Origin of the sequence: Citrobacter sp. RHBSTW-00859 (genome assembly GCF_013729795.1) — a bacterium.
Classification (GTDB): domain Bacteria; phylum Pseudomonadota; class Gammaproteobacteria; order Enterobacterales; family Enterobacteriaceae; genus Citrobacter; species Citrobacter braakii.
This window is the reverse complement of sequence record NZ_CP056284.1, coordinates 1,034,202-1,053,185: the sequence shown is the minus strand read 5'-3', so window position 1 is coordinate 1,053,185 and position 18,984 is coordinate 1,034,202. Positions and strand designations below refer to the sequence as shown.

16 protein-coding genes and 2 pseudogenes are annotated in these 18,984 nt (G+C 51.1%); 12 read left to right on the top strand and 6 right to left on the bottom strand.

Features of this window, described 5'->3' with window-relative positions:
• Nucleotides 1-5: 5 nt before the first annotated feature.
• The 4 genes from cas3 to cysJ all read right to left on the bottom strand — a co-directional run bounded on the left by cas3 (nucleotide 6) and on the right by cysJ (nucleotide 7,146).
• Nucleotides 6-2,693: a CRISPR-associated helicase Cas3' gene (gene cas3, locus HV302_RS05235; protein WP_181627006.1), complete on the bottom strand. Its 2,688-nt coding sequence runs from the start codon at nucleotides 2,691-2,693 to the stop codon at nucleotides 6-8.
• Between the two features lie 191 nt (nucleotides 2,694-2,884).
• Nucleotides 2,885-3,619 carry a phosphoadenosine phosphosulfate reductase gene (gene cysH, locus HV302_RS05230; RefSeq protein WP_019077568.1) on the bottom strand — a complete coding sequence of 245 codons (735 nt, stop codon included), beginning with the start codon at nucleotides 3,617-3,619 and terminating at the stop codon, nucleotides 2,885-2,887.
• Nucleotides 3,620-3,634: 15 nt separating this feature from the next.
• Nucleotides 3,635-5,347 (bottom strand): assimilatory sulfite reductase (NADPH) hemoprotein subunit, encoded by a 1,713-nt coding sequence (gene cysI, locus HV302_RS05225; RefSeq protein WP_046274900.1) that lies wholly within the window; start codon nucleotides 5,345-5,347, stop codon nucleotides 3,635-3,637.
• Nucleotides 5,347-7,146, bottom strand: coding sequence for an NADPH-dependent assimilatory sulfite reductase flavoprotein subunit (gene cysJ / locus HV302_RS05220; protein ID WP_181627005.1), 1,800 nt, complete (start codon nucleotides 7,144-7,146; stop codon nucleotides 5,347-5,349). Before cysJ ends, cysI begins: the two co-directional genes overlap by 1 nt.
• 305 nt (nucleotides 7,147-7,451) lie before the next feature.
• Here cysJ and queD point away from each other — a divergent pair, with 305 nt between their 5' ends.
• The 3 genes and pseudogenes from queD to HV302_RS28165 form a co-directional block, all read left to right on the top strand.
• Nucleotides 7,452-7,814, top strand: coding sequence for a 6-carboxytetrahydropterin synthase QueD (gene queD / locus HV302_RS05215; RefSeq protein ID WP_016154218.1), 363 nt, complete (start codon nucleotides 7,452-7,454; stop codon nucleotides 7,812-7,814).
• Nucleotides 7,815-7,895: 81 nt separating this feature from the next.
• A pseudogene (locus HV302_RS05210) lies at nucleotides 7,896-7,973 on the top strand (hypothetical protein); the annotation flags it as partial.
• 96 nt (nucleotides 7,974-8,069) lie between these two features.
• Nucleotides 8,070-8,195, top strand: a pseudogene (locus tag HV302_RS28165) (hypothetical protein); the annotation flags it as partial.
• A gap of 52 nt (nucleotides 8,196-8,247) precedes the next feature.
• Here HV302_RS28165 and queE read toward each other — a convergent pair.
• Complete coding sequence (gene queE / locus HV302_RS05205; protein ID WP_043017395.1) at nucleotides 8,248-8,919, bottom strand: 7-carboxy-7-deazaguanine synthase QueE; 672 nt, start codon at nucleotides 8,917-8,919, stop codon at nucleotides 8,248-8,250.
• 113 nt (nucleotides 8,920-9,032) lie between these two features.
• Nucleotides 9,033-9,689 (bottom strand): winged helix-turn-helix transcriptional regulator, encoded by a 657-nt coding sequence (locus HV302_RS05200; protein WP_046276166.1) that lies wholly within the window; start codon nucleotides 9,687-9,689, stop codon nucleotides 9,033-9,035.
• A gap of 383 nt (nucleotides 9,690-10,072) precedes the next feature.
• Between HV302_RS05200 and HV302_RS05195 the strand changes: the two genes are divergently transcribed.
• The 9 genes from HV302_RS05195 (at nucleotide 10,073) to HV302_RS05155 (ending at nucleotide 18,826) form a co-directional block, all read left to right on the top strand.
• The gene (locus HV302_RS05195) at nucleotides 10,073-10,705 is read left to right on the top strand and encodes a winged helix-turn-helix transcriptional regulator (protein WP_047499398.1); all 633 of its coding nucleotides are present in this window, start codon (nucleotides 10,073-10,075) and stop codon (nucleotides 10,703-10,705) included.
• A gap of 400 nt (nucleotides 10,706-11,105) precedes the next feature.
• Nucleotides 11,106-11,636, top strand: a complete 531-nt coding sequence (locus tag HV302_RS05190) for a fimbrial protein (protein WP_181627004.1) — start codon at nucleotides 11,106-11,108, stop codon at nucleotides 11,634-11,636.
• Between the two features lie 88 nt (nucleotides 11,637-11,724).
• Entirely contained in the window at nucleotides 11,725-12,399 is a 675-nt protein-coding gene (locus HV302_RS05185; RefSeq protein ID WP_047502253.1) for a fimbrial biogenesis chaperone, read from the top strand.
• A 197-nt stretch (nucleotides 12,400-12,596) separates the two neighbouring features.
• Nucleotides 12,597-15,038 (top strand): fimbria/pilus outer membrane usher protein, encoded by a 2,442-nt coding sequence (locus tag HV302_RS05180; protein ID WP_326928798.1) that lies wholly within the window; start codon nucleotides 12,597-12,599, stop codon nucleotides 15,036-15,038.
• Nucleotides 15,039-15,093: 55 nt separating this feature from the next.
• Complete coding sequence (locus HV302_RS05175; protein WP_181627002.1) at nucleotides 15,094-16,059, top strand: fimbrial protein; 966 nt, start codon at nucleotides 15,094-15,096, stop codon at nucleotides 16,057-16,059.
• A 39-nt stretch (nucleotides 16,060-16,098) separates the two neighbouring features.
• Entirely contained in the window at nucleotides 16,099-16,635 is a 537-nt protein-coding gene (locus HV302_RS05170; protein WP_181627001.1) for a fimbrial protein, read from the top strand.
• A gap of 31 nt (nucleotides 16,636-16,666) precedes the next feature.
• Nucleotides 16,667-17,167, top strand: coding sequence for a fimbrial protein (locus tag HV302_RS05165; RefSeq protein WP_046276149.1), 501 nt, complete (start codon nucleotides 16,667-16,669; stop codon nucleotides 17,165-17,167).
• 78 nt (nucleotides 17,168-17,245) lie between these two features.
• Nucleotides 17,246-18,271: a fimbrial protein gene (locus HV302_RS05160; RefSeq protein WP_131405298.1), complete on the top strand. Its 1,026-nt coding sequence runs from the start codon at nucleotides 17,246-17,248 to the stop codon at nucleotides 18,269-18,271.
• A gap of 39 nt (nucleotides 18,272-18,310) precedes the next feature.
• Nucleotides 18,311-18,826, top strand: a complete 516-nt coding sequence (locus tag HV302_RS05155) for a fimbrial protein (RefSeq protein ID WP_181627000.1) — start codon at nucleotides 18,311-18,313, stop codon at nucleotides 18,824-18,826.
• The last annotated feature ends 158 nt before the right edge of the window (nucleotides 18,827-18,984 follow it).

The following is an 18,984-nucleotide window of genomic DNA, read 5'->3' as shown; positions in this document are numbered from 1 at the left end:
ATAAATTACTGCAAATGCTGGCTCGATAACCCCCACGCCTTGCTATAAACTGCCGACGCATCCCCCTCTGTAAGCAACAGCACCTGTGCCTTCGGGTTGTGAATTTCGTGGCGAAAATGTTCGAGTTCTTCCCCCTGCAAACACGGCGCGTTAGCAGCAATTTTCTGCCAGAGCGTTTCCCGCAACGAGAGGCGACTTTGTTGCCAGGAAAACGGTTCCAGCCGGGCATAGGGTTGCAGCGATCCTCCCTCTGCCCGCCAGGCAAGAAACAAATCGACGGTGGGCTCGCTTAATCGGGTGGAAAGTTCCACGTCGTCACTCCATCCCGCCATGCTTGCGGTACGGTGATAGCCTGTTTCCCAATCCAGGATGTTTTGCTTTGCGGCAGCCTTCACACTGAGATCTTTGCCGTAAACGTTATCCTCCTGAGCTTGCAGGCCAACGGGCGCGGCTATCCATGCTTCGTATACGCTTTCCACCAGTTCGCGCGCATCTTCCGGCATGCGAATCTCCCCTTTGTCGCGCAATATTGCCTGTGTCCGCCACAGGCAAGCGTGGTCTTCGTAGACATAGCCTGTACCTTTGAGATGTTCACCCAGCCAGCCACTTTCCGCTTCCGGTTGCCACTCCGGCGCCAGAATGTGCAACGCTGGAGACAGACGACCATCTGGCATCTGCCCGGTTAGCGCCCCGTGTCGATCGCGAATATGGCGCTGTAAACGTCCTGCGCGCTGAATCAATAAATCGACCGGGGCCAGGTCGCTAATCATGACGTCGATATCCAGATCCAAACTCTGTTCCACCACCTGTGTTGCGATCAGCACTTTGCCGCGCCGCAACGTTGGTGTGCTTGATTTTCCGAACCATTCCAGCGCCCGATTTTCTATTGCCATACGATCGATAAATGCAAAACGACTGTGGAACAACAGCAGGTTTTCTGGTGGAACAAGCCCGCTATCCAGCAACTGGCGATAGACGGTAATCGCGTCGTCCACCGTGTTACGGATCCAGCAGATGCATTGCCCGCTTTCAACGGTGCGGAGGATCAGTTCGCGGGCGCTGTCCGGATCGTTGAGCCACTGCACCGCAACGCGACGAGCCACTTCAGGACGCGTGGGAATATAGCGTTCAGATACCCCCTGCGAACTGAGATGCGAAAGCCAGGGATAGCCTGCATTTTGATCGGCAATAACGGGAGCACCGTTAATACCGCGCTGGAAAGCATTCAGTAACGTATGGCGTAAAGACGAGGGCAGCGTGGCGCTCAGGATGATGACACTACCGCCCTGAGCCGCATGAAAGGTCAGTAGCCCTTCCAGCAGACGCACCATATAGCTGTCATAAGCATGCACTTCGTCCAAAAGCAGGATCTTGCGATACAGCCCGAGCAAACGTAGAGACTGATGACGAAATGGCATGGCGGCCATTAATGCCTGATCGAGAGTTCCGACCCCCACCTCAGCCAGCAGCGATTTCTTGCGTGAATCAGCAAACCAGATATTGCAGGCACTGCTGGCAGCCTGTTCATCCGGTATATAGGCAGATTGTCCGGCATTCCGCGATGACCACAGGGAATGCGTGAAGGCCTCCGACATGTCGCTTGAGCCATGCGCCAGCACCAGCGACGGGCGTTGCTCTGCTACAAATAACGCGCGATAAGCCGTTGCCAGCCGTTGAAACATGGCGTTTGAGGTTGCCATAGTCGGCAGTCCAACGTACAGGCTGTCACCTTTCCCCTGAGCCATTAACCGCTGGGTGAGGATCAGCGCCGCTTCCGTTTTGCCTGCACCGGTCACATCCTCCAGTACAAAAAGTTGTGGGCCTTCGGCTGAAATCGCTATGTCCATAGCGCTTTGCTGAAGCGGCGTTAAGTGCTGAATAAACGGGAACAGATCGGCCGGATTACGGTGGGTATCTACCGAAGAAAGCTGAGGAAGTTGCGCCAGCGCGTGCGTGGCCTGTGCTAAGGCCCTCTGCCAGTACGCGCTATCTGGCATAACGGTACTGACCAGTGGAAAATCATGTTGGTTCGATCCCATCCAGTCCGCAAGCGTTGTCAGTCCAGCCAGCAGCCAGCTTTGTTGACAGAGTTTTTTACGCCAGATTTTGTCGCAAAACCGGTCGGGGAAATCAGTGACATTGAGGAGAGAAGAGAGCGCCGCCATCCATTCTTCGGCAGCCACTTTGTCTTCGGGGGTAAAAGCAACGCTTCCTTTGACATCCTTTAATGGCGGAACACCATGATGACCGGTGACGACGTTGAGCCAGATATCCAGCGTTCTTTCACTTTCGCGTGTTAACGCAGGTAACGCATTGGGCCATGCTTTTCTCAACCCCTGCCAGAACCAGTATCCCAGCGAGTCGTGTCGTTCAGGATAGCCAATCCCGCTGATACCGGGCACCAAATCCGGGTAAGACGTCTTATTGAGCTGCTGAAAACCCCGCGCGAATTTCCCTATATCGTGGAGCCCCAGTATCCAGGCAAACCAGCGCGCAGCCTCTTCCCGGGAGAAACCTAATTCGGCAAAGATATCTGCCGCATGAAAGCGATTGCGCATCACCATTTGCCAACCGCAGGCCGCCACATCCAGACAGTGATAGGGCAGCAAATGGTATGCATCCCCCTGGTCGTGAATATTTTCCTTTTTACTGGTTTTTCCCCAGTAAGCAAAATAAGGTGCGTAATTAGCCATTTATTAATAACAAGTCCGAATCCAAATATATTAAGAGAATTACAGACTAAGAAATAATATCGGTGATCAGAATCACACCTTAAGGCGCAAAATAAAGTATTTATGCAAGATAATAATAAATATGAATAAGATGAATTATATAAATAAGCACCAGAAATATTTCCCTCTATTTTCCGGTGCTGATGAGACGATCACCCTTCGTGCAATCCGCACTCGCGCTTCAATCCGAAGAACCGCGTCTCTTCTTCCGCCATACCCGGCTCCCATTTGCGGGTGGTATGGGTATCACCCACTGACAGATAGCCCTGATCCCACAGTGGATGGTATTTCAGGCCGTGCTTTTGCAGGTACTGGTAAACGGTACGGTTGTCCCAGTCGATGATCGGCAGCACTTTAAACACGCCGCGCTGGATAGCCAGCACCGGCAAATGCGCCCGGCTGCCGGACTGCTCGCGGCGCAGACCGGCAAACCAGGTTTGCGCATTGAGTTCTTTAAGCGCGCGGTTCATCGGCTCGACTTTGTTGATCTCATTGTATTTCTCAATGCCTTCAACGCCCTGCTCCCACAGTTTGCCGTAGCGCGCTTCCTGCCAGGCCGCGCTCTCCTTCGCCCGGTAGACTTGCAGATTAAGCTTGAGCTTGTCCGTTAACTCATCAATAAACTGGTAGGTTTCCGGGAACAAATAGCCCGTATCGGTGAGGATCACCGGGATATCCGGGTGAATCTGATTCACCAGGTGCAGGCTTACTGCCGCCTGGATACCAAAGCTTGACGACAGTACATATTCACCAGGCAGGTTTTCCAGCGCCCACGCCACGCGCCCTTCGGCGTCCAGCTTTTCGAGCTGTGCGTTGGTTTCCGCCAGCGCCAGAATGCGGTCGACTTTTGGCAGGTCATTAAGGGCGTTTAGATCGAGTACGGACATAATTACCTCTCGTGGTTACTCCCAGAAATCCCGGGCGGGATCGAGCACCGGGCGAATGATGCCCGCACGCACCGTAAAATCACCGAAGCCTTCACCCGCTTCGCGCTCTTTCGCCCAGCGACCAACCAGTTCGTCAACGGAGTCGAGAATTTCCGATTCCGTAATATTTTCGCGATACATACGCGGAATGCGCGTGCCCATGCGGTTACCGCCAAGGTGTACGTTGTAGCGCCCCGGGGCTTTACCCACCAGGCCCAGTTCCGCCAGCATCGCGCGGCCGCAGCCGTTCGGGCAGCCTGTAACGCGCATCACGATATGCTCGTCAGGAATGCCGTGTTTTTCGAGAATAGCTTCCACTTTATCAGTGAACGATGGCAGGAAACGTTCGGCCTCCGCCATCGCCAGCGGACAGGTCGGGAACGACACGCAGGCCATCGAGTTTTCACGCTGCGGCTTCACCGCATTCATCAATCCGTGATCGCGCGCCAGCTTCTCGATCTTCGCTTTTTGGCTTTCCGGCACACCAGCAATGATCAGGTTCTGGTTGGCTGTGATGCGGAAATCCCCTTTGTGGATCTTCGCGATCTCCAGCAGGCCGGTTTTCAGCGGACGGCCCGGATAATCCAGGATACGGCCGTTTTCAATAAACAGCGTCAGGTGCCAGTTATTGTCGATCCCTTTTACCCAACCAATACGATCGCCGCGACCGGTGAACTCGTACGGGCGGATCGGCTCAAATTTAATACCCGCACGACGCTCCACTTCCTTTTTGAACGTGTCGATACCAACGCGTTCAAGCGTGTATTTGGTTTTGGCGTTTTTACGATCAGTACGATTACCCCAGTCGCGCTGCGTTGTCACCACAGCTTCTGCTACCGCCAGGGTGTGCTCCAGCGGCAGATAGCCGAACTCGCTCGCGGTGCGGGCGTAGGTTTTCTTATTGCCGTGCTCAATCGACAAACCACCGCCGACCAGCAGGTTAAAGCCCACCAGCTTGCCGTTTTCGGCAATCGCCACGAAGTTCATGTCGTTGGCGTGCAGATCTATATCGTTCTGCGGTGGGATTACGACCGTGGTTTTAAACTTACGCGGCAGATAGGTTTGACCGAGGATCGGCTCTTCGTCGGTGGTCGCTACCTTCTCCTGATCCAGCCAAATTTCTGCATAGGCGCGAGTACGCGGCAGCAGATGTTCGGAGATCTTCTTCGCCCATTCATAGGCTTGGGCGTGCAGCTCGGACTCGTACGGGTTAGAGGTACACAAAACGTTACGGTTCATGTCGTTGGCGGTCGCCAGCGCGTCCAGCCCGACCGAATGCAGCATCTGGTGTACCGGCTTAACGTTCTTCTTCAGAATGCCGTGAAACTGGAAGGTCTGACGGTTGGTCAGACGAATGCTGCCATAAATCGTGTTGTCATGGGCGAACGTGTCGATCGCCTGCCACTGTTTGGTGGTGATCACCCCACCCGGCAGACGGCAGCGCAGCAGCATCGCATGACGCGGCTCCAGCTTTTGCTCGGCTCGTTCGGCGCGGATATCGCGGTCATCCTGTTGGTACATTCCGTGAAAACGGATCAGCAGGAAGTTGTCGCCTTTGAAGCCGCCGGTCAGGCCGTCGTTTAAATCTTCGGCAATCGTACCGCGCAGATAGTTGCTTTCCAGCTTCATACGCTCAGCGTCGGACAGCTTGCCTTCGACCACCAATGGTCCTGGGTATTTTTCGCTCATTAGTAGACATCTCGCTGATAACGGCGCTCAATGCGCAGCTCACTTAAAAATTCATCCGCCGCTTCGATATCCATAGAACCGAATTCGGCAATCACTTCCAACAAAGCCTGCTCAACGTCTTTCGCCATGCGATTGGCGTCGCCGCAGACATAAATGTGGGCACCGTCGTTTATCCAGCGCCACAGTTCCGCACCTTGTTGGCGCAGTTTATCTTGTACGTAGACTTTTTCTTTTTGATCGCGCGACCAGGCGAGATCGATGCGGCTCAGTACGCCCTCTTTGACGTAACGCTGCCATTCCACCTGGTACAGGAAATCTTCGGTAAAGTGTGGGTTGCCAAAAAACAGCCAGTTTTTGCCTTCGGCTCCGTCAGCCGCACGCTGCTGCATGAATGCACGGAACGGCGCAATCCCCGTGCCCGGTCCAATCATAATCACCGGTGTCTGCGGGTTAGCCGGCAGGCGGAAGTTATCGTTGTGTTCGATGAACACGCGCACTTCACCCTCTTCTTCCACGCGATCGGCGAGGAAACTGGACGCGCCACCAGCACGGGCACGACCTTCAATGTTATAACGCACCACGCCCACGGTGACGTGCACTTCGCTTTCCACTTCCGCCTGGGAAGAGGCAATAGAGTACAGGCGCGGCGTGAGTGGACGCAGAAGATCAACCAACGTTTGGGCATCCAGCTGCGCCGGAGAGAAACGCACCATATCGACGATTGGCGTGGTTGCGGCGTAATGCTGCAATTGCGCTTTGTCGCCCACCAGCGGCAGCAGAGAGTCGCTACGGGTTAAAGTGGCGTAGTTCTCGACGATATTGCCGGTGTTAACCGTCAGCTCGAAATGCCACTGCAGCGCTTCGGTGAGCGACAGGGTTTTGCCGTCAACCGTGACCGGCTCATCTCCTTTCAGCCACAGCAATTCAACCAGCTCTTTGACCAGTGCCGGATCGTTCTGATACCAGACTCCTAAGGCATCGCCCGGCTGGTAGCGCAGACCGGAGTCGCCGAGATCGATTTCAATATGGCGCACATCTTTTTCCGAGTCGCGACCAGTGATTTTCTGATTCACCGCAAGCGACGCCGTCAGTGGTGTTTCTTTGGTGTACGGGCTGGTGTGTACTTCGTTTACCGCACCGCTCGCAGCAACTTGCACAGACGATGCCGCAGGCGCACGCGCTTTCAGGACATCAACCAGACGGGCACGCCATTCGGCTGCCGCGCCCTGGTATTCGACGTCGGCATCCACGCGGTCAAGCAAACGTTCTCCGCCCAGCTCAGCCAGTTTTGCATCGAAGTCTTTTCCTGACTGACAGAAAAACTCGTAAGAAGTGTCACCAAGACCAAACACAGCAAAAGCGGTGTTATCAAGTTTCGGCGCTTTTTTCGAGAACAGGAATTTATGCAACGCTACGGCTTCTTCCGCCGGTTCACCTTCCCCTTGCGTTGACGCCACTACGATCAGCAATTTCTCATTGGCGATTTGTTTGAATTTATAGTCGCCAGCATTGGTGAGAGTGACGTTGAGCTTTGCAGCGATCAGATCATCGCGCAGGGCTTCCGCCACACGACGCGCATTACCGGTTTGCGAGGCGGAGATAAGCGTAATGCCAGGCATTTCAGCAGCAGGCGCAGGAGTCGCCGCATTGCTGCCTGGCTGCTGATTCAGCACGCCCCAAAAATAGCCAGAAACCCACGCAAGCTGTGCGGGAGTGAAATCGGTCGTGGCCGCCTGAAGGCGTGCCAGTTGCTCCGGGTTTAGCGGTAGCAGAGCGGAAGGTGGGGCCTGTGTCGTCATGCGTTGTCATGTTCCAGTAAGCAAAGCGGATTTCAGCAATAAAACCCAAACTGAAGATAAGGTTAACGGCGGGGATAGTAACAATTAAAGAAGGGATAGAAATAACAAATAACCAAATGAACTAACCTGTTTTAGTTATAGTTATTAACAGCAAAACAGATTGGATAACTATATGATATATCAATAATTATTAAATACTACCATCATGAATAGGTCGTTCTGATACTCAGCGCCCTTTTAACTAATGATAAAATTCGCTCTTTACGGTACCCTACGGCGGTTTTTCGCATTCTTGAGAGTAAAAAATGTCCACCACCTTGTTTAAAGATTTCACCTTCGAAGCCGCTCACCGCCTGCCGCATGTACCGGAAGGGCATAAGTGTGGCCGCCTGCATGGTCACTCATTTATGGTGCGTCTTGAAATTACCGGTGAAGTCGATCCGCATACCGGTTGGATCATGGATTTTTCTGAGTTAAAAGCCGCGTTTAAGCCAACTTACAACAGACTCGATCACTACTATCTGAACGATATTCCTGGCTTAGAAAACCCAACCAGTGAAGTACTGGCCAAATGGATTTGGGATCAGGTTAAACCGGTTGTCCCTCTGCTGAGTGCCGTAATGGTGAAAGAGACCTGCACAGCAGGCTGCGTGTATCGCGGGGAATGATTGTATCGTCTGTGGCAACGGTCAATTTTCCTTAACTAACACTCTGTTAGGGTTATGTGCTCTGGATATCTGGAGCACAACATGTCTGACGATTTCGATATTATTATTATCGGTGCAGGGATAGCGGGCACCGCTTGTGCTTTACGCTGCGTGCCCGCTATGTGGTACTGGCGGAAGGGGCAACAACCTGCTGGCCGAGCGTTATGGATTCCTGCCTCGTCCCTCGACAACCGCAATGGCATTAAAGAGACTTTGGCGCTGGATAAAGGGATTTTCCGCGATTTAACCCAGCACACCGATGTGATCCTGAAAAAGTCGTATGAAGTGTTGCATGGCGGCCTGGATAACGTTAATTCGATTCAGAGCTGGTCTAACGCATAAGGTTGTCCGGCCTGCATGTAGCACTCAATGCAGGCCGATAAACCCATTATCATCAGGCAATATTCAGATATTTATGGGTCTGCATCGACAGACGCCAGTTCCGCGCGATACAGGTATCAATACACAAACGCGTGGCATCTTCTTTCTGGCTGATTGGCTGTAAGGCGATGATACGCGGTTTGTCGTCGCTCAACGTAGCCAGCAGTTCATCCAGCGCTTCAATATCGCGAACGCGACCAACCGGATGTTTGATTTCATTCGCACGCTCCAGCGCCTGCGACAGCACATCATAACCGCCGCGCATATTCACCTTCGGCGATACGGTCACCCAGGTATTCGGCGTACAGCGCACTTCGTGGGTACCGCTGGTTTCAATCTGGCAGCTAAAGCCGTTCTTTTCCAGCAGGTCTGTCAGCGGCATCAGGTCGTGAATGCAGGGCTCGCCACCGGTTATCACCACGTGACGGGCGGTATAGCCCTGACGCAAAATGACCGCCAGCAGATCCTCGCTGCTCGCCGCGCCCCATTTATCGCTCTCTTTGGTCTTAGCCAGGATGCTGTACAGGGAGACTTCCCGATCCTCAAGCTTATCCCAGGTGTGTTTGGTATCGCACCAGGCACAGCCAACCGGGCATCCCTGTAAACGAATAAAAATGGCGGGGACGCCGGTAAAGTAACCCTCACCTTGCAGGGTCTGGAACATCTCGTTAATCGGGTACTGCATAGTCATCTCTGTGAGGGGGATAAAGCATAAGTATCGCAGATTTCAGTCATCAGGTCATGTACGGGAGCCGCCGCGCCTCTGTGGCTTCAGGTGCTGTCGCCAGCGGTGATGATTTAATATTTTGAAGGTATGTTATTTATCGCTCTGAGCAGGCCTTTTTCAGTCTCGATATAATTTCCGGTCTTCAGCTGAGCCAGTATCTTCATGATGCTGCTGCGCGACAGAAAGGTACGGCTTAAAATATAAGAAACAATGCTGACATTATTTCTCACCTCTTCTGTTTCATCCATCAGTTCATAGAGCTGATAGCATATAATCTCATAAGAAGATAATGCCGAGATCTTCGTGCAGTGATCGAACATTCTTGTCGCACTATAAATTAATAGCGCGGCTACGCCTTTCCACAGGTTACTCCTGTCGATAATCCGGTTGGCATCGGCAATAGAAAGAACGCTAATATCAGAAGTCTCATTCGTTCTGATATAGAAATAATCATGCTCCAGCAACTGCGTACTTAAGCCAAATATGTAGGGAGCTGATTCTGAATTTAAGGCAATACCGTCGGCATGGCGATAAAGCGTAATGTTACCGTGATGAAGTAAAAAACATTTATGCTCCCCTTCCACTCTAAAGTTAAGTGACTGCTTATTGGCGAGCGTCAACTTATTGGCTGAAGGTGTAAGGATGCTTATCAGTTGATTGATATCAGCCAGAGGCTTTTTGTGTCTGATGCTGTAACTTATTGAGGTGGCTCTTTTTTTATTATTCACAAATAAATCCCTCCATAGGCTTATGAACATCCCCCTAACGCACTCCCCTCACATAAACGATAATTATGATAATTGTTTTAGATTTTTAAAAGTTGTTTATGGGTGTAAAATTACACCCATAAACAACTTGCATAAATATCCATAATACTATTATGGGTACTGAATTCATTCATCTTAAAAATCATCCAATTTGATATTACAGCCATTTTAGTAAAAGGAAATAAGTAATAAAACCATAAATTACTTATCAGAATTATTTTGTTATATAAACAAGATTAAATATTACTTTGAAGATATTGATTTAAAAAGAAATAAGATTAAGATCTATCGGATAATTCTGAGTCAAATTTTAAGTGAGCGTCAATCAACATGAGGAGTATGTTATGGATACCGAACATCCGGATCGCAGTCTGATCCTCTCCGCTACCGCCGAACTGCTGGAAAGCCTGGCTCCTCTGGCGACTTTTGCTATGTATCCTCCCAACACCCGGTTATATCTTTATAATAATGGCGTTGCGTACTGCTATCTGGTACGAAGCGGCGTGTGCAACGTCTATCATCAGACGAGTGAAATTCTGCTGGGCACGCTGTATGTGCCAGGGATCATGGGTCTCAGTGGAACACTTTACGCCGAGGCGGGGATGTTTATTCAGACCCACAGTACCTCTGAGATCGCCATTACCCGTACCGATAAGGTCAACCAGTTCGTCACCGAGCACAATCTCTGGAGGCTGCTGGCCTGCCATAGCCTCAGAGTCACCTCACGACTGTATACGATAAATACCAGGCTCATGGCCACCTGTGCCTATGAAATTGTCCGCGTTCAGTTACAGGAGTTGATGAGTGAACCAGCGGAATACAGACATGATGTTTCTGCCGCGCAGTATATCCAGCAGAAAACCAGCCTTTCACGTAGCAGCATTATGAAAATCCTCGCACAGCTTAAAAAGGGGGGCTATATCAGCATTGAAAACGGCATCCTTTTGACAATCGAGCATCTTCCGTTAAAGTACTAACCTATTGTATCAACGAAGAAAAATAACGTACTCTCTTCGATGAAATGTTTACCCTTATAATATGTTCTTGTTTTGTTAACTGACAGTCGCTATTTTCCCAAGACTTACCACCCCTCTGGCATAACCCTTTTATCGCGGAAAACACACAGGGTGTAAAATTACACCCAAAAAAGTGTTGCCGGATATTTTGAAATGTACAAGAATAATCTCATACAAATTATAACGTTTGACAAACCCGTTTTAAATATAAAAGCAGGGAACTGTCATTCTTATTAATATTATCATTAGAGATCTGTGAGCCTGGAAACGGGACGATATTCTATTGATAAATTTCAAAAAGCTGCCGTTTGCCTGGCAATACATTAATACTAATAAATTGAATATACTCAAGGAATAGATCATGAAAAGCAAATTACTGCCACTGGGAGTGCTGATTTCGTCTCTGGCTGGAGTTTCAGCGATGGCAGCTGATGGGGAGGTGAATTTTAACGGCGAGATTATTGATGCCGCCTGTAAAGTCACCAATAGTCCGGCCAGTCCGCTGACGGTGACACTAGGTCAGGTCAGTAAGAGCGCCTTTACCAACGCAGGCTCTACTGCTGCACCGACCAAATTCACGTTGCAGCTCACGGATTGCCCGATAAGCGCAACCAAGGCGGCCGTGAAGTTTGACGGCTCCCCGGTGACAGGGAGTCCTGGCGTGCTGGCCCTGACCGCAGAAACTGGCGTGGCAGGCGGCGTGGGGATTCAATTATACGACGATGCCAATACCGCGATTCCGCTGTATAACGCATCCAAACAATACCCTCTGACGTCAGGTACCGGCGTGGTGAATAATCTGGATTTTATTGCGCGCTATATCGCCACATCGACAACAGTTACCGCAGGCAAGGCTAATTCAATGGCAAGTTTCACCATTGTTTATAATTAATAGCCCGTCATTCCTGCATAGCGAAATTGTTATTCGGACCGATGGATTATTATCGGTCCGTCCTTACTCTTTTAATGAATGATTAATGATGAAACTTATTCCTCTCACTTTGCTGACTGCACTAATAATAACCTCAGGTTTAGCCCAGGCTGGCCTGATTGTGGGTGGCACCCGCTTAATTTACGATGGGAGTAAGAAAGAGTCTTCAATTAATGTAAGCAACCCGGACCAGGCACCTTATCTGGTGCAAAGCTGGGTCGAGCCCGAAATTAATCGCGCAGAGAAAACGCCGTTTGTGATCACCCCGCCGTTATTTCGTCTGGACGGCGGGCAGGAAAATGTCCTGCGCGTCGTGCGGGCGGGCGGGAATCTACCGCAGGATAGGGAATCGCTGTACTGGCTGAATATTAAGAGTATCCCCTCGATAGAAAAAGATCAGGGTAAAAACCTGCTGCAGATCGCGGTCAAGACGCGCATCAAACTGATCTATCGCCCTGAAGGTTTAACAGGCTCCGCGGAAGTGTTAACCCATAAGCTTTCCTGGCAGCGCCGCGGCAACCGGCTGGAGGTGAGTAACCCGACTTCATTTTATATGAATTTCCAAAGCGTTACCGTTGCAGGTAAAGAGCTGGAAGATGCCCGGTATATTGCGCCGCAGAGTAGCGCCATTTTTGAATTACCCAGCGGTGCGGGTAATAGCGTGAGCTGGAAAATTATTAATGATTACGGCGGAATCGGCGAGCTTCATCGTGCTTCGTTCTGATAAATAACAGCACAGGAATCCGGCGTTAATTATTTACCCTTCAGGGAAGGACTACACAGATGGGGAGCCCAAAAAACCTGCGCGAATATCCACAAACCAATAATATCCGCAGGCTGATTTATCTTTTTTCGACACCCTTTTTACTATTAAATTTAACGACTTTTGCCTCACACGCCAGGGAATATTTTAATCCGCTGATGCTGGAAATTGACAATCCGCATCAGGAAAAAACCGATCTTAGCGTATTTGAAGAGGAAAACGGCCAGGCACCGGGCATTTACCGGGTCGATATCTCTGTCAACAACCAGTTTCAGGAAACCCGGGAAGTGGAATTCAGCATGCAGCCCGGCCCGGACGGGAAAGCGCTTCTGTCGCCATGCCTGAGCGTGAGCCAGCTTAACGCGATGGGAGTCAAAACCGACCTGTTCCCGGATCTGGGCGATGCCGCCGCGTCGTGTGCCAGGCTGGACGCGATCCCCCATGCTCGCGCAGAGTTTCGCTTTAGCGCGCAGCAACTGCTGTTGAGCATTCCGCAGGCCGCCATTGTGATAAATCCACGCGATTACGTTCCTGAAACGCAGTGGGATGATGGGATCACCGCCCTGCTGCTTAATTACAGCGTGAACGGCGCCAGTACCCGGGCACGGGATCGTAGCGGCACGGACAGTACGACCCAGTACGCCAACCTGCGTCCCGGCATGAATATCGGTCCCTGGCGGCTGCGTAATTACACGACTTTTCAGCGGGATAATAACGGTCGCGACAGCTGGGACACCGTCTATACCTATTTGTCCCGTGATATTCGCGTCCTGAAGAGCCAGCTGGTGCTGGGAGACAGTGCCTCCCCGTCCGATATTTTCGACAGCGTTCCTTTTCGCGGCGCGCAGTTGGCGTCCGACGAGGAGATGATCCCCGACAGCATGAAGGGCTATGCACCGGCGATCAAAGGCATTGCGCGAACCAACGCGCAGGTGATTATCCGGCAGAACGGGTATGTTATTTATCAGAGCTATGTGGCACCGGGCGCATTTGAAATCAACGACATGTACGCCACCGGCGGCAGCGGGGATCTCTATGTGACGATTAAAGAAGATAACGGCAGCGAGCAGAATCTCGTCGTACCGTTTGCCTCACTGCCGGTGCTCCAGCGTGAACAGCGGCTGAAATATTCATTGACCAGCGGCCAGTATCGTTCGTATGACCGCAGCGTGGAAAAGACGCCGTTTAGCCAAGCGACGCTGATCTACGGCCTGCCCCGGGGTTTTACCCTCTATGGCGGCGGCCAGTTCTCGGATCACTATCAGTCGCTGGCGCTGGGCGTCGGTAAAAATCTGGGGGAAATTGGCGCGCTTTCGCTGGATGTCACCCAGGGCTGGTCGAAGATACAGAACCAGCCGAAGGAGAAAGGCCAGTCATGGCGGATCCGCTACAGCAAAAATATTGTCGAAACCGGGACTAACTTCGCCATTGCCGGTTATCGCTACTCGACCGATGGCTATTACACGCTGGCAGAAGTCATGGATACCTGGCGCGGCGGGAACACCCCGACGTTTTTCGAGCGCAGGCGTAACCGTACTGAACTGTCGCTGAGCCAGAATTTGTGGGAAAGAGCGGGCTCGCTGTCGCTTAGCCTGATAAACGAAGACTACTGGAACAGCGGCCGGACCCTGCGGTCGATCGGCGCCGGTTACAACAATAGCTGGAACGGCATCAGTTACGGGTTTAATTACAGCTATAACATTAACTCGACGTCGCGCAGCGGGGGCTCCGGCAAAGAAAAGGTCTATGAGCGCGACCAGGTGTTCTCACTGAACATCAGCATTCCACTGAATCGCTGGTTGAGTAATACCCACGCGTCGTGGAACGTCAGCAGCAGCCAGAAAGGGAGCACCAATCACACCGTGGGTCTCAATGGTACGACGCTTGAGGGCAATAACCTGAGCTGGAGCATCCAGCAGGGTTACGGCAGCCAGGGAACGGGCAACGGCGGCAATCTGAACGCCGACTATCGCGGAACCTATGCTGAAGTCACTGCTGGATATGCTTACGACAAAAACAGCCAGCGGCTGAACTACGGGCTACAGGGCGGGATAGTCGCGCACGCCAGCGGCGTCACCTTCGGCCAACCGCTGGGTGAAACCATGGCGCTGGTTCAGGCACCGGGAGCCTCCGGGGTTGGCGTGAGCAATCAGAGCGGGGTGAAAACCGACTGGCGCGGCTATGCCATCGTGCCTTATACCTCGCCCTACCGTAAAAACCAGGTGCAGTTGAATACGCTGACACTGCCCGATAACGTAGAGCTGATGCAGACCACCCGCAACGTGGTGCCGACGCGGGGAGCCGTGGTGCAGGCCAGCTTTAACGCCAGCGTGGGCCAGCGCGTGATGATGACGCTATTGCTGCAAGGTGGAATGCCAGTGCCATTTGGCGCGACGGTCAGCGATACCGCGCAGAAAAGCGCCCAGGCGTTTATCGTTGGCGATGGCGGACAGGTGTATCTGACCGGTCTGGCCGACAGCGGTGAACTAAGAGTGAAATGGGGGAACGGCGCAGAGCAGCAGTGTCAGGTGAATTATTCCCTGGATAAAGCGCCGCCGGAAAATAGCGGTATTCAGATCATTAGCGAGCGGTGTCATTAAGTAAATAACTTAGCTGTTCAAAGAAACTAAATTTTTATCTGATACCTGTTGCGTATTGAGGTATAGCAATGAGCAAAATGAAATTTCTGAAAATCATCTGGAGCGCTGCTTTTCTAATGTGCAGCTCATTTCCTGCGCTTGCAACCTGCAGTATCGAACAACAAAAGGGGGTTATGCCCTGGATAATATAGATATTGGTACAATCTATGCGCAACGTGATATTCCTGTGGGTCAGAAGATCGGTACGATAGAATTACTTCCGCCCTTTACTGGCAAATGGCTCGGTTGTCAGGGGGGAGAATTAATTTCAGTATCCATGTTTCGCGATGCAATCAGCGGTTTTCCCCATATCTATAATACAGGCATCCCCGGTGTCGGGATAAAGGTCTATTATACGGCGTACACGCAAAGTACATTTGATAACCCACCCAGGACAGGAATAATGGGACAGGGTGCGGTCAATATCGATAGTGGTGTAACGGTGGATCTTTATAAGACCGGACCGATAACATCCAAAAATATTGATAGAGGATTGTATTTTCAAAAAACCTACGGTGACCTTGAGGTTATCAGGGGAAGTATCGTCGCAGGTCAGGTTATTCAGTTAGCCTGTTCGCTGAATAGTTCAACGATTACCGTACCGTTGCCTGATGCATTAGGCAGTGCGTTTACAGGAAGAGGTACAACTAAAGGCGATACTGCCTTTACCATCAATCTTAACTGTGATGCGGGCACCCGGATTAACGCATCGTTAAGTGGGACGCAAAGTGCAGAGACCTCCAATAACAGTATTCTGGCGTTATCAGGGGCCGGAACGTCAGGGGTTGCGAGAGGAATCGGGATCCAATTGCTGTATGACAATACGCCCCTGAAGCTGAATAACAACATCGTGCTGAAAACCTCAGCAGGCGGTCAGGAATTCCCTCCGGGAGCCTTTACCGCACGCTATTTTCAGACGAAAGACAACGTGACCGCGGGCAGCGCTAACGCCACTGCGACGCTCAATATTACTTATCAGTAGGCGGCTCCGCCATCAGAGTTATACAAGGAGAGGAATAAAATGAATATTCATAAAAGATTCATTCATCTGGCGCTGACGGGGCTGTATTTAGCGGCAACAATCAATATTGCCGGGGCCAATCCGGTCAATATTAATATTACCGGCAAAGTCGTCGCCTCACCTTGTACCGTTGACACCACCCAATCACAGCTCAATGTTAATTTGGGTGATGATATTCAGGCCACCGCCCTGGCACAGCCTGGTAACGTCACAACATTCAAAATCTTTTATTTAATCTTAAAAGATTGTCCTTTTGGCACAACATCGGTAACGGCGGCCTTTTCCGGAACGCCAGCAGCGAACAGCCCCGGGGATTATGCCAATACCGGGACGGCAACCAACGTTAACGTACAGCTTAAAGAGAGTCTGGGTTCCGGTAACGGTAAGTTTTTAGGTCCGGGAACCACATTAAAGCGTAATGTTGCAACCGACCGCACTGTCTCCTTCCCGATAGGCGCACGTGCCATTGCTGCAGCAGCAGACGTTATGCCCGGCACGATAGTGAGCGTTTCACAAGTCACCTTCACTTATCAGTAAACCTGACTTCTCTGCTCTACGGGTGTTTATTATGCAGCAACAAATGAAATATGTTCTCCCCGCGCTTTGTCTGGCGTGCTCTGCATATGCTGCGGAGATCAATATCGGTGGTCATGTTGTGGCGTCTCCCTGCGTGGTCGAGATCGCCTCGCAAAACCAGAGCGTTAATTTCGGCCAGCTCCGCTTAAATGAAATGCGCGCCGACGGAAATGCTTCCGCGTGGAAATCCTTTGAGGTGAGGCTTTTCAAATGCCCGGCAGGAACGACATCGGTGGACGTGACGTTCAACGGACAGCCGGCCGTAGAAGATCCCACGCTGTATGCCAGTACGGGGACCGCCGCCAACGCCGCCGTGCAAATGGCCCAGGACACAAACAAGGCGCAGGTGCAGGGAAACGGCAGCAGCATGAACGTCCTGGTTGACGCTCAGCGCAAGGCGACCTTTTTACTGGCTGGTCGGGTGATTGTCTCTGACACTACACTCCCCGGTACGTTTAACTCCCTGGTACAAATGAATTTTACTTACCGATAAAAAACCACCCTGCTTAGAGCCAGGCTCTGAATGGGTTGCTGAGAATAGTCACCTGAAATAGCGGCGAGGGTAGGCGTTATGTTACAGAAAAAGAAAAATTATATATTCCCCCTGGTACTTGGGTTAACCGGTGCGTTTACAGCCTCTGTTGAAGCGGCCAGCTGTGTAAATTCCGGCGGGTATTATACGTTCTCAGGAGCGTTAAATTATCAACGTGACGACGCCACCATGAATGTTTTCAGTAATAAATTTGGATCTATTGGCAGCGAAGTATGGGGGCTGGGTTGCTTCGGGGATCCTGACGCCGACAGAGATGTGTACTTGCGTTTACAGGTTAATTCAGCCCCCGTTGCAGGTTATACCGATGTCTATCCCACGAATGTTGACGGAATTGGCGTTCGTTATAATTTTGCCCTGAATACAGGCTCATTGTCTTTTTGCCCGGTGCAATTTGACGATCATATTTCAAACTCAACCCGGACTTATACCTGCCATATACTTAAAAAGGACACGCAGGGTTTATCCATGGGTGCATCATTGCAATTTGTGAAAACCAGGCCCAATGTCTCCTCAGGAGCAATAACGACAATACCGTCTGTAACCTCAAGCTATTCGTTAAATAATCAAAGCGGACAGTGGGATTTAAATCCCATCTGGTCAGGTGCGGGGTCAGTGGTGGTGACGGTCCAGGCATGCGCAATAAATAACTCGAGTATCGCTGTCCCCCTGGATCCGGTATTAGCGGATAGTTTTAGCGGTGCAGGATCCACCAAAGGCGATCGGACTTTCACAATAGACCTTAACTGTGATGCGGGCACCCGGATTAACGCATCGTTAAGCGGGACGCAAAGTACTGAAACCGCCAATGACAGTATCCTGGCATTATCAGGAGCTGGGATGTCAGGGGTTGCGAGCGGAATCGGGATCCAGCTGCTTTATGGGGGCGCGCCCCTGAAGCTGAATAACAACATCGTGCTGAAAACCTCAGCAGGCGGGCAGGAATTTCCTCCGGGAGCCTTCACCGCACGCTATTTTCAGACGAAAGACAACGTGACCGCAGGCAGCGCTAACGCCACTGCGACGCTCAATATTACTTATCAGTAGGCGGCTCCGCCATCAAAGTTATACAAGGAGAGGCATAAAATGAATATTCATAAAAGATTCATTCATCTGGCGCTGGCGGGGCTGTATCTGGGAGCGACAATCCATATTGCCGGGGCCGAACCGGTCAATATTAATATTACCGGGAAAGTTATTGCGTCCCCGTGTGTCGTAGCCAGTGGCAGCAATATCAATGTTAATTTGGGAGACATCCCGGCTGCAGATATTGCAGCGGCAGGTACAACCTCTACCCCGGTAAATTTTACCATTAACCTTGCCAGTTGCCCGGTGGGAACCACCAGCGTGGTCGTGACATTTACCGGAACGGAAGATCCCGACTTTCCGGTACGCTATAAAAATACCGGAACGGCGAACGTTGCGATAGAACTGATCCAGGTCAGCACCGGTTACCTGAAAGGAAATAATACGAATATTACTCAATCAGTCTTGGTCGATCGTACCGTTACATACAATTTACGTGCCCGGGCCTATTCCAAAGGCAATGTGATGCCGGGGACGATCGCTGGTATCGTTCAGGCCAACTTTACTTACAATTAAGTTACTATTTTGCAATTCACAATGACTTATCAGTAAACCGAACTATTTCTGTGTAAAGGATATTTATCATGGTGCAACAAATGAATTATTCTATCCTGGCGCTTTGTCCCCTGTATCCAGCGATCTTTTTACTGACTGGTATCTGCCCCCTTCCCAAT

Coding starts and splice junctions, on each gene's coding strand:
- cas3 (WP_181627006.1), bottom strand. CDS start 2,693: ATGGCTAATTACGCACCTTATTTTGCTTACTGGGGAAAAACCAGTAAA.
- cysH (WP_019077568.1), bottom strand. CDS start 3,619: ATGTCCGTACTCGATCTAAACGCCCTTAATGACCTGCCAAAAGTCGAC.
- cysI (WP_046274900.1), bottom strand. CDS start 5,347: ATGAGCGAAAAATACCCAGGACCATTGGTGGTCGAAGGCAAGCTGTCC.
- cysJ (WP_181627005.1), bottom strand. CDS start 7,146: ATGACGACACAGGCCCCACCTTCCGCTCTGCTACCGCTAAACCCGGAG.
- queD (WP_016154218.1), top strand. CDS start 7,452: ATGTCCACCACCTTGTTTAAAGATTTCACCTTCGAAGCCGCTCACCGC.
- queE (WP_043017395.1), bottom strand. CDS start 8,919: ATGCAGTACCCGATTAACGAGATGTTCCAGACCCTGCAAGGTGAGGGT.
- HV302_RS05195 (WP_047499398.1), top strand. CDS start 10,073: ATGGATACCGAACATCCGGATCGCAGTCTGATCCTCTCCGCTACCGCC.
- HV302_RS05190 (WP_181627004.1), top strand. CDS start 11,106: ATGAAAAGCAAATTACTGCCACTGGGAGTGCTGATTTCGTCTCTGGCT.
- HV302_RS05185 (WP_047502253.1), top strand. CDS start 11,725: ATGAAACTTATTCCTCTCACTTTGCTGACTGCACTAATAATAACCTCA.
- HV302_RS05180 (WP_326928798.1), top strand. CDS start 12,597: ATGCTGGAAATTGACAATCCGCATCAGGAAAAAACCGATCTTAGCGTA.
- HV302_RS05170 (WP_181627001.1), top strand. CDS start 16,099: ATGAATATTCATAAAAGATTCATTCATCTGGCGCTGACGGGGCTGTAT.
- HV302_RS05165 (WP_046276149.1), top strand. CDS start 16,667: ATGCAGCAACAAATGAAATATGTTCTCCCCGCGCTTTGTCTGGCGTGC.
- HV302_RS05160 (WP_131405298.1), top strand. CDS start 17,246: ATGTTACAGAAAAAGAAAAATTATATATTCCCCCTGGTACTTGGGTTA.
- HV302_RS05155 (WP_181627000.1), top strand. CDS start 18,311: ATGAATATTCATAAAAGATTCATTCATCTGGCGCTGGCGGGGCTGTAT.